The organism is Rhodosalinus sp. (assembly GCF_046542825.1).
Taxonomy (GTDB): domain Bacteria; phylum Pseudomonadota; class Alphaproteobacteria; order Rhodobacterales; family Rhodobacteraceae; genus Rhodosalinus.
Window position 1 is genome coordinate 1 of record NZ_JBKHAQ010000101.1, and the last position, 10,109, is coordinate 10,109.

Genomic DNA, 10,109 nt, shown 5'->3' on the forward strand with positions numbered 1-10,109 from the left:
GGCACCCAGATCGTGTGGCTCTTGTGGTCGTGATACTCGACCTCCGCCTCGGCCAGCGCGGTCTTTTCCACTGGCGACCACATCACCGGCTTCGAGCCCTGGTAGAGCACGCCCGACATGAGGAACTTCATGAATTCCCCGGCGATCACCCGCTCGGCGTGGAAATCCATCGTCAGGTAGGGACGGTCCCAGGTGCCCGTGATGCCCAGGCGCTTGAACTCCGCGCGCTGCACGTCGATCCAGCCCTCGGCGAACTTCCGGCACTCCTGCCGGAAGGCCACGACATCGACCTGGTCCTTGTCCTGTCCCTTGGCGCGGTACTGCTCCTCGATCTTCCACTCGATGGGCAGGCCGTGACAGTCCCAGCCGGGGATGTAGCGCGCGTCGCGCCCCATCATCTGCTGGCTGCGCACCACCATGTCCTTGAGCACCTTGTTGAGCGCGTGCCCGATGTGCAGGTGCCCGTTGGCGTAGGGCGGCCCGTCGTGCAGGGTAAAGGGTGCACGGCCGTCTGCCCGCTCGCGCAGACGATCGTAGATGCCGATCTGCTCCCAACGCTGCAGCCAGCCGGGCTCGCGCCTGGGCAGGCCCGCGCGCATCGGGAAGGCGGTCTCGGGAAGCTTCAGGGTGTCCTTGTAGTCGGGCAGGGGCGCGGCGTCGTCGGCGGACATGGGAAATCGTCCTTGGCTCTGGTGTCGGGGTCGGTTCGGAAAGGGCGGCGCGGGACGCCCTGCGCCTTGGTCCCGGCGGCTGGGATCAGCGCGCCGGGCCGCTAATTCGACAAATGATCGCGACACCCCGGGTCATGGGCCGGGCTTATAGGCCCGCCGCGCCGCAGCGTCCAGAGGCAGAGGGCTTTCCGCACGGCTCCGCCCGCCCCGGCGTTCCCCCGGCCCTGCAGGCGTGCGGCCGGCAGCCAGCCTTCCCGCACGAACCGACGCGCGCCCGCACGGGTTTTCAATGGTCCGAAAATACCCCGTCGCAAGGCAGCGGCTAGGGGCCTGCGCAAGGGCGGTGCGCCCCGCGCCAGTTTCAGTAGGAATAGTCCGCGTAGATCCTGGAAAGGTCGCCGCCCCAGTCGCCGTGGTAGCGCTCGAGCAGTTCATCGGCCGGCACCTTGCCGCTGTCGACGCTTTCCTTCAGCGCGTTGAGGAAATGCGTCTCGTCGGGCAGCAGGCCGCCTGCCCCTTCCTTCGCGCGGGCCGCAAGCCCCGCCTCGGAGATCGCCAGCACCTCGCGCGCCAGATCGTGCATCGAGACGTCCTCGACACGGGCCTGCAATGCCTGATCGGCGGCAGCGATGCGCAGCGCCTCGCGGAAGGGCGCGCTCCAGTCCTTCACCAGGTCCCAGGCCGCGTCGAGCGCGGACCGGTCGTACATCAGCCCCGTCCAGAAGGCCGGCAGCGCGCAGAGCCGCCGCCACGGCCCGCCGTCGGCGCCGCGCATCTCGATGAACTTCTTGATGCGCGCCTCGGGGAAGATCGTCGTCAGGTGATCGGCCCAGTCCGAGAGCGTCGGCGTCTCGCCCGGAAGCGCCGGCAGCCGACCCTTCAGGAAGTCGCGAAAGGACTGGCCCAGCGCGTCGACATAGACACCGTCGCGGTAGACAAAGTACATCGGAACGTCGAGCGCGTAGTCCACCCATGCCTCGAAGCCGAAGCCCTCCTCGAAGGCAAAGGGCAGCATGCCGGTGCGCGCGTCGTCCAGATCGCGCCAGACGCGGCTCCGCCACGACTTGTAGCCGGTCGGCCGCCCCTCGAAGAAGGGCGAATTGGCAAAGAGCGCGGTCGCCACCGGCTGCAGCGCGAGCGCCACGCGCAGCTTCTTCACCATGTCGGCCTCGGAGCCGAAGTCGAGGTTCACCTGCACCGTGCAGGTGCGGTACATCATCGACTTTCCCATGGTGCCCACGCGGTCCATGTAGTCGGTCATCAGCCGGTAGCGCCCCTTGGGCATCATCGGCATGTCCTCGTGGCGCCACTCGGGCGCGGCGCCAAGGCCGATGAACCCCACGTTCAGCGCATCGGCCACGTCCTTCACGTCCGCCAGATGGGCGTTCACCTCGTCGCAGGTCTGATGGATGTGCTCGAGCGGGGCGCCCGAAAGCTCCAGCTGCCCGCCGGGCTCGAGGCTGACGTTGGCGCCCTCCTTCTCGAGCCCGATGATGTTGCCCGCTTCCTCGATGGGGGTCCAGCCGTGGCGGTCGCGCAGCCCCTCCAGAACGGCACGCACGGAGCGCGGGCCGTCGTAGGGCAGCGGACGCAGGGTGTCGCGGCAGTAGCCGAACTTCTCGTGCTCGGTGCCGATGCGCCAGTCGGCAGGCGGCTTGCAGCCGGATTCGAGATATTCCGCAAGCTGCGCGTGCCGTTCGATCGGCCCGCCGCCGGACTGGGGAATGGACATGCGTGTGGTTCCGGGCCTCGCTTCGGTCGGTGGCAAGGGATGGTCCGGTTGCGCCGCGGTGTCAATGCGGGGGTGTCAGTGCAGGCGCGGCCGGCGCGCCAGCCGCGACGGGTGCTCCCAGATCACGACGGGCGAACGCCCGCCCTTTTCCAGTTCGGCCAGCAGGTGGCCGGTCCTGAGCCCCGGCAGGGTCGCGAAGATGTCGAAAAGCGCATCGGCCCCCGCGGCGTTGACAGGGATCGACAGCGGCGGGCGCCCTTGCTGGACCAGAACCCAGACGGGTGGCGCCCCCGACGGGTCGAAGCGCAGTTCCTCGATCTCCGAAAGCGCCACGGCGCCGCCGTCGAGCGGGCCGAAATAGGCAATACGCCCCTCGACGACCTCGACGAAGCCCGGCCCGCCCTGCCGGCCGCGGAACCGCCCACGCTGGATGCCGGCAAAGACCAGTGCCGCGCCTGCCGCCACCGCCGCCCAGCCGAGCCAGGCAAGGATCCCGAAGGAGCCGAGCGCGGCCCAGAGGCCCAGCGCGGCCAGCGCCAGCCCGGCAAGGGCTTCGCGCCAGCGCGAGAGCGCCGCAAGGACCTCGGGGCGGATCATCGCCAGTCTCCGCAGGCAGCCTGCCAGAGCGCCAGCGCGGCGACGGCGGCCGTATCGGCTCGCAGGATGCGCGGCCCCAGCGCGAGCGGCGCCGCAAGGCGAAGCGAGGCAAGGCGCGCGCGCTCGGCCGCCGACAGGCCGCCCTCGGGGCCGATCAGCAGCGCGGCGGGCGGCGGCGCTCCTCCGCCCTGGCGGGCGTCGTCGCACGCGAGGAGCCCTGCGAGGGGCGACGCGCGCCCCGCCTGCGCCTCGTCGGCATAGAGCAGCGCGCGACCCTCCGGCCAGTCGTTCAGGACGCGCGACAGCGGCGATAGCTCCGCCACCTCGGGCACGAAGGTCGCGCCGCATTGCTCGGCTGCCTCGACGGCGTGAGCCTGCAGCCGGTCGCGGCGGATGCGCTCGGAATTCGTGAAGTCGGTCTGCACCGGCACGAGGCGCCGCGCGCCCATCTCGACCGCCTTTTCCACGATGAAGTCGGTGCGCGCCTTCTTCACCGGCGCGAAAAGCAGCCAGACATCCGGCGGGTCGCGCTGCGGCGCGCTTTGCGACAGGCACTCGAGCGTGCCGCCCCGCTTGCCCGCCTCGATCACACGCGCGGCCCATTCGCCGGACCCGCCGTCGAACACCGCGATCTCGTCGCCCTCCGACAGCCGCATCACGTTGAACAGGTAATGCGCCTGCGCGCGCTCCAGCGGCAGCCGGGCGCTTTCGGCCAGGGGATGCTCGACGAAAAGGCGCACGCGCGACACCATGCCGCCCATCTAACCCCGCGCGCCTCCGGGCGGAAGGGCCGCCGAAGCGTTTGCAGCCCGCCCACCCCCTGCACTAGGAAGGGGGACGACCCCAAGCTGCCGGAGACATGCGATGCCCGCAGAGGGCCAGACCCCCGGAGACCAGAGGCCCGGCGTCATTGCCGACGCGGTGAGCGGCAACTGGGTGGACCGCCGCGCGCCCGATGGCTGGAAGCCCTACCTGCGGCTCTCGCGCGCCGACAGGCCGATCGGCACCTGGCTCCTGCTGCTTCCCTGCTGGTGGGGCCTGACGCTGGCGATCCTGTCCACCGGCACGGCGCGCTGGCACGACCTGTGGATCTTCGCGGGCTGCGGCATCGGGGCCTGGCTGATGCGCGGCGCCGGCTGCACCTGGAACGACATCACCGACCGCGACATCGACGGCGGCGTCTGGCGCACGGCGCAGCGCCCGATTCCCTCGGGACAGGTGACGGTTCGGCAGGCAGTGATCTGGATGGGCGCGCAGGCACTCCTGGCCTTCGCCATTCTGCTCACCTTCAACACTGCGGCGATCGCACTGGGCATCCTCGCCCTGCTCCCCGTGGCGATCTATCCCTTCGCCAAGCGCTTCACCTGGTGGCCGCAGGTGTTCCTGGGCCTGGCCTTCAACTGGGGCGCCCTGCTGGCCTGGACGGCGCATACCGGCGCGCTGCAGTGGCCCGCGCTGGCGCTTTACCTGGCCGGCATCGCCTGGACGCTGTTCTACGACACGATCTATGCCCATCAGGATCGCGAGGATGACGCGCTCATCGGGGTGAAATCCACGGCCCGGCTCTTCGGCGACGACACGCCGCGCTGGCTGCGGCGCTTCCTCGTCGCCTCGGTCGCGCTGATGGGCCTGGCCGTCCTGGGCGCGGTGCCGCGGGGCGAGATCCTGGCGCTGGTGATCGCGCTGGGCGGGCCCTGGGCCTTCGGCTGGCACATGGCCTGGCAGCTCCGGCGCCTCGACCTCGACGACCACGGGCGATTGCTGACGCTCTTCCGCGCAAACCGGGATGCGGGGCTTGTCGTGCTGCCGTTCTTCGCGCTGGCCGCGCTCTTCGTCTGAAGCGCCGATCGGCAAGGGGCCGCCGTCTGTGCACCACGTGACGCACGGGCCGCGATTGCAACCGGCGCGGGCTGGCCATACCTTCGCGGCACAGCGACGATCCCGGAACCGTTGATGCGCCTGTCCCGTCTTGCCCTGCCCGCCCTCGCCTTCGGTCTCGCCCTCGGCCTGAGCGGGGTCACGGCCGCCTTCGCCGTCCGCATGGTCGAGGATGGCACCGAGGCGGACGTGAAGGCCGCGCTCGACCGCGAGGGAATCGAATGGGCGGAGGTCGACGCCTACGGGCTGCAGGTCTTCCTGATCGGCACCGCGCCCTCCGAGGCGGAGCGCTTTCAGGCCCTCTCCACCGCCGGCGAGGTGGTGGACGCGGCCCGCCTGATCGACGACGTGAACGTCGCCGAGCGCGCGCCGCCCGCTGCGCCGCGCTTCTCGATCGAGATCCTGCGCCGCGACGATGGGGTCACCCTGATCGGGCTCGTCCCGGCAGAGACCGACCGCGCGGCTCTGGCCGCCCGCGCCGCAGCCGCCGCGGACGGCGTGCCTGTCTCCGATCTGCTGGAGACGGCCGATCACCCCGCACCCGAGAGCTGGCGCTTCTCGATCGACGCCGCCTTCGAGGCGATGGAGCGGCTGCCGCGCGCGAAGGTTTCGGTCGAGGCGGGCAAGGTCAGCGTGGCGGGCGCGGCGGAGAGCGGCGCCGAGAAACGGAGGCTCGAAGCCGAGATCGCCCGCGCGATCCCGCCGGACGTGCGCCTTGCCTTGCAGATCACGGCGCCGCGCCCCGTGATCAGCCCCTTTACGCTGCGCTTCGTGCGCGACGGGGACGGCGCACGCTTCGACGCCTGCGCGGCCGCGACCGAGGCGGAACGCGACCGTATCCTGCGCGCCGCCGCCGGCGCGGGCCTCGAAGGCAAGGCCGACTGCAGGATCGGGCTTGGCGCACCGGGCGCCGAGTGGCCCGACGCGGCGGAACAGGCGATTGCCGCGATCGGCGCGCTGGGCGGCGGCACGCTGACGATGTCCGACGCCGAGATCGCCCTCGTGGCCCCGATGGGCACCGATCCGGCCCGCTTCGAGGCCGTGGTGGAAGAGCTTGTCGCGGGCCTGCCGGCGATCTTCACGCTCGACGCCGTGCTGCCCGAGCCGCCGCGCGAGACCGGGGGCGAGGCCGGCCCGCCCGAATTCGTGGCGACACTGAGCCCCGAAGGCGCGGTGCAACTGCGCGGGCCGCTGGGCAGCGAGGACGCGCGCCTGATCGCCGACAGTCTCGCGCGGGCGCGCTTCGGAAGCGAGGCCGTCCATACCGCGGCCGAGATATCCGATACCCTGCCGCAGGGTTGGCAGACACGCGTTCTGGCAGGGCTGGAAGGGCTTGCAGAACTCGAGCGCGGTGCACTCGTCGTGACGCCGGACGGGATCGACATCCGGGGCGAGACCGGCAATGCCGAAGCCGGCGCCGAGATTGCCGCGCTCGTCGCCGACAAGCTGGGCGGCACCGAGGAGCTGACGCTTGACGTGACCTATCGCGAAGAACTGGACCCCGAGGCCGCCACACCCTCGCCGGAGGACTGCGTGGCATCGCTGCAGGGTCTGCTGGAGGGACGCAAGATCAATTTCGAGCCGGGGTCCGCCACGCTCGACTCGCAGGCGCGGCTGATCCTCGACGACATCGCGGAGCTGCTCGGGCAATGCGGCGAAATCCCGCTGGAGATCGCGGGGCACACCGACAGCCAGGGCAGGGAATCGATGAACCTGGAACTCAGCGAGGCGCGCGCACAGGCGGTGCTGGACGAGTTGCGCAACCGCCGCGTGCTGACCGCTTCCTTCCGGGCGCGCGGCTACGGCGAGACCGAGCCCATCGCCGACAACGACACCGAGGAAGGCCGCGACGCCAACCGCCGCATCGAGTTCCGCCTGATCCCCCGGGAGCCGCCCGGGGACGCGGAGACCACGCCTGAAAACGTCTCCGCAGAGGGCGAGGAAGACGAGGCGGACACCGGCGAGGCGCAGGGGCAATGACCAGAACCGACTTCGTCATCGCCACGGCGGCGATCCTCTTCGTGGCGTTCTGCCTGGGCTGGTTCGCGCACTGGCTGGTGCACCGCTTCACCCGCGTGTCCTCTGCCGACATGGGCGAGCTGGAGCGGATGGCGCAGGAACTGCACGACGCGGAAGAGACGCGCGACAGGGCGATCACCTACATGCAGCAGCGCGAGGCCGAACTGTCGAACCAGTTGCACCAGACCGAGGCGGAACTCGCCGCCGCGATGGAAGGCCTGCGTGACGCCCGCCGCGAGGCAGAGGAATTGCGGATGCGGCTGGAACGGCTGGACGCCGGCTGACATCCGACAGACCGGCACCCGGTCGACAGTCGGGCGCGCGGACGGGCCGCCATGCCGGCAGGCGGCCTGCGCGCGCAGCGACGGGCAGGCCCGCGCCTTTCAATGGTCGGAAAATACCCCGGGGGTGCGGGGGCAGAGCCCCCGCTCGTCCGTTTCCCGGGCTTCACCTACCAGCGCGACAGCGCCGCCTCGTCCGCATCGCGCGCCGCGACCCAGTCAGCCCCGTCGGCCGTGATCTCGCGCTTCCAGAACGGCGCGCGGGATTTCAGGTAGTCCATCAGGAATTCCGCCGCGGCGAAGGCATCGGACCGGTGCGGCGCGGCGGTGGCCACCATCATGATCACCTCGCCCGGCGCCAGTCGCCCGTGGCGGTGGATCACCAGCACGTCGCCCAGCGCCCAGCGGCGCGCGGCCTCTTCCGCGATGCGCGCCAGCGCCTTCTCGGTCATGCCGGGATAGTGCTCGATCTCCATCGCCTGCAGGTCGCCGCGGACGGTGTCGCGCACGATACCCGCGAAGGTGACGACAGCCCCCTGCCCCGCCTGCCGCGCGGCAAAGGCGCCGCATTCCGCGCCGTAGTCGAACGCCGCCTCCTGCACGCGCACGCGCATCTCTCAGCCCCCGGTCATCGGCGGGAAGAAGGCGACCTCGCGCACCCCGTCGAGCGGCGCGTCGAAATCCGCCAGCTCCTGATCGACCGCCACGCGCAGCGCGGACAGGTCGGAGAAGGCCATCGCGTAGCGTTCCTCCCTCGCGCGCAATTCCTCGACGAGGTCGGCCACGGTTGCGGCCCCGGTCTCGACCCGCTCCTTCGGCAGGCCGATGCGCTCGCGCACCCAAGCGAAATAGAGAACGTCCATCGCGTCAGTCCTTCAGGTAAGGCAGCGCCTTGCGGACATACTCCCCGCCGGTCCAGAGCGTGAGCAGCGCCGCGATCCAGAGCAGGGCCAGACCGGCATAGCCGGAGACGACCATGCCTTGGGACATCCAGCGCAAGCCGCGCACATCCTCGACCTCACCCGCCATCACCGCGTCGAACAGCTCCTGCCCCATGCCGTAGCTCTCCATCCCCAGATAGTGCTCGAAGACACCTTGCGCAAAGAGGATGGCGATGGCCAGCATCTGCACCGTGGTCTTCCACTTGGCCAGCTGCGTGACCTTCAGCGTCCCGGCAGAGGCGCCAAGGTATTCCCGCAGCCCGGAGACGAAGACCTCGCGGAAGACGATCATCGTGGCCGGCAGCACGATCCAGGGCGAATACGAGGAATAGCCCACGATCACCATCAGCGCGATCACCACCATCGCCTTGTCGGCGATCGGGTCCAGCATCGCGCCCAGTTTCGTCTCCTGCCCCCAGGCGCGGGCGAGGCGGCCGTCGATCCAGTCGGTCGCGGCCGCGGCGAGGAACAGGCACAGCGCGAACCAGTCGGCCCAGGGACGGTTGAAATACAGGAACATCACCGCAACCGCCGGTGCGGCGAGCAGGCGCAGGATGGTCAGCACGTTGGGCAGGGTCCACCGCATGGCCGCTCCTTAGCGCGTCCGGTGTTTGGGGGAAAGGCGGCGGCCGTCTGCACGGTTCCCGCGGCGCCCGGCGCGGCACACTGCAGACGCGGCGCTGGCAACGAAGGGCGCCGCCGCAATCGGCCTCCAGCGCAAGTCTCCCGGCAAAGGACCGTCGCCGCAGGCGGCATCGGACCCCGCACGCCCGGGGCTTCGCACGGCCACACCCGGCCGCATGCGTGCTGCGGAAGCCTGCGGCAGCGTCGTCGAGGATCGCCATGGCGCGCAGGGGCACGCGGCCACGCCCAATCCCCTTGCCGGATATGTTGTTGATCCTATCCGGATGCAGGCGCCTCCATGGCCGCTTCGGGCTTTTCCCGCGAGTTCATCATGCTCTTCGATTGTCAGCCACTAGCGCGGTTCGGTGTACCTCATTCAAGTTTCGCATGTGTCGATCCGCGGCTACACAGATACGCATGAGAACGTTGCACTTCCGCTCCTACGTAATCTGCACGAGCCCGCGCAGCGGCAGCACGCTGCTTTGCGGGCTTCTCGCCGAAACCGGCATGGCAGGTCGGCCCGATTCTCACTTTCATGAACCCTCGCTGGATCGTTGGCTGGAGTGTCATGGGCTTTCCGATCGGCGGTTCACGTCTGACGAGGATGCCCGTCGCGCCGTCTTCGCCAGTATACGCGACAAAGGAGATGGCGGGACCGGCGTGTTCGGGCTTCGCCTACAGCAGGGCAGCCGTGACTATTTCCTCGAGCAGGTGGACCGGCTCTATCCTGGTCGGTCGAACGACGTCGAACGAATCGAAGCTGCGTTCGGACCGACCCTGTTCATTTACCTCAAGCGCACCGACAGGCTCGCACAGGCGGTTTCGCGGGTGATGGCCGAGCAGACGGGCCTGTGGCATCGCAATGCAGACGGCTCGGAACTGGAGCGCCTCGCTCCACCCAGAGAGCCCAGTTACGAGCGAAAGAGCATCGAGCGGCATATGACCGCCCTCGCGGCGATGGATGCTGATTGGGAGCGCTGGTTTGCACGGGAACATCCGGCTCCGCTGCGAGTCGACTACGAGGATCTGGCACGCGCCCCGCAAGCCACCCTCGCCCGTCTGCTGGAAGCGCTTGGCCTCGATCCCATTCACGCAAGCCGGGTCCAGCCACCTACGGCGAAGCTTGCGGGCGCCGAAAGCGGCGAATGGATCGAACGCTTTACCAGGGAGATGGCAACTTAGCGAAAGGCAGCAGGTGCGGCGAGGTCGGCGCCGTCTGCACATCGGCAGCTGATGGGAATGCCCTCGCAGATTTCTGCAGAGCGGTAGTCCATTATGAACCCTTTTGAATCGGACGAAAAATCGCGAGATTCAACATATCTCGTAAGGGCCCTGGGCCACGCCCCGCCCGCCTCAACGCCCGCCC

11 protein-coding genes are annotated in these 10,109 nt (G+C 69.7%); 4 read left to right on the top strand and 7 right to left on the bottom strand.

All coding sequences use genetic code 11. The annotated features are described in order from the left end of the window. The 4 genes from ACLFOB_RS12080 to ACLFOB_RS12095 form a co-directional block, all read right to left on the bottom strand. A partial coding sequence (locus ACLFOB_RS12080; protein WP_410926221.1) for a class I tRNA ligase family protein occupies positions 1-671 on the bottom strand: 671 nt, incomplete at its 3' end. Between the two features lie 361 nt (positions 672-1,032). Then, positions 1,033-2,403 carry a glutamate--cysteine ligase gene (locus tag ACLFOB_RS12085; RefSeq protein WP_410915817.1) on the bottom strand — a complete coding sequence of 457 codons (1,371 nt, stop codon included), beginning with the start codon at positions 2,401-2,403 and terminating at the stop codon, positions 1,033-1,035. 75 nt (positions 2,404-2,478) lie between these two features. Next, a complete protein-coding gene (locus ACLFOB_RS12090) occupies positions 2,479-3,006 on the bottom strand; it encodes a hypothetical protein (protein ID WP_410926226.1) in 528 nt (175 codons plus the stop codon). Next, positions 2,997-3,752, bottom strand: coding sequence for a 16S rRNA (uracil(1498)-N(3))-methyltransferase (locus ACLFOB_RS12095; protein ID WP_410926227.1), 756 nt, complete (start codon positions 3,750-3,752; stop codon positions 2,997-2,999). Before ACLFOB_RS12095 ends, ACLFOB_RS12090 begins: the two co-directional genes overlap by 10 nt. 112 nt (positions 3,753-3,864) lie before the next feature. On the opposite strand from ACLFOB_RS12095, the gene ubiA reads away from it, so the two are divergent. The 3 genes from ubiA to ACLFOB_RS12110 all read left to right on the top strand — a co-directional run bounded on the left by ubiA (position 3,865) and on the right by ACLFOB_RS12110 (position 7,181). Next, a complete protein-coding gene (ubiA, locus tag ACLFOB_RS12100) occupies positions 3,865-4,839 on the top strand; it encodes a 4-hydroxybenzoate octaprenyltransferase (RefSeq protein WP_410926222.1) in 975 nt (324 codons plus the stop codon). Between the two features lie 114 nt (positions 4,840-4,953). Beyond that, positions 4,954-6,858 carry an OmpA family protein gene (locus tag ACLFOB_RS12105; protein ID WP_410915814.1) on the top strand — a complete coding sequence of 635 codons (1,905 nt, stop codon included), beginning with the start codon at positions 4,954-4,956 and terminating at the stop codon, positions 6,856-6,858. Further along, positions 6,855-7,181 (top strand): hypothetical protein, encoded by a 327-nt coding sequence (locus tag ACLFOB_RS12110; RefSeq protein WP_410926223.1) that lies wholly within the window; start codon positions 6,855-6,857, stop codon positions 7,179-7,181. The genes ACLFOB_RS12105 and ACLFOB_RS12110 overlap by 4 nt, the downstream gene beginning before the upstream one ends. A 167-nt stretch (positions 7,182-7,348) precedes the next feature. Here the strand turns inward: ACLFOB_RS12110 and ACLFOB_RS12115 are convergent, their stop codons facing one another. Genes ACLFOB_RS12115 through pgsA form a run of 3 tightly spaced genes read right to left on the bottom strand, consistent with a single transcriptional unit; the run spans position 7,349 to position 8,705 of the window. After that, complete coding sequence (locus tag ACLFOB_RS12115; protein ID WP_410915812.1) at positions 7,349-7,792, bottom strand: molybdenum cofactor biosynthesis protein MoaE; 444 nt, start codon at positions 7,790-7,792, stop codon at positions 7,349-7,351. A 3-nt stretch (positions 7,793-7,795) separates the two neighbouring features. Next, positions 7,796-8,041, bottom strand: a complete 246-nt coding sequence (moaD, locus tag ACLFOB_RS12120) for a molybdopterin converting factor subunit 1 (RefSeq protein WP_410915811.1) — start codon at positions 8,039-8,041, stop codon at positions 7,796-7,798. A gap of 4 nt (positions 8,042-8,045) precedes the next feature. After that, on the bottom strand, positions 8,046-8,705 hold the full coding sequence (gene pgsA / locus ACLFOB_RS12125; protein WP_410926224.1) for a CDP-diacylglycerol--glycerol-3-phosphate 3-phosphatidyltransferase: 660 nt from the start codon (positions 8,703-8,705) through the stop codon (positions 8,046-8,048). 464 nt (positions 8,706-9,169) lie between these two features. Here pgsA and ACLFOB_RS12130 point away from each other — a divergent pair, with 464 nt between their 5' ends. Further along, entirely contained in the window at positions 9,170-9,925 is a 756-nt protein-coding gene (locus ACLFOB_RS12130) for a Stf0 family sulfotransferase (protein WP_410926225.1), read from the top strand. Positions 9,926-10,109: the final 184 nt, after the last annotated feature.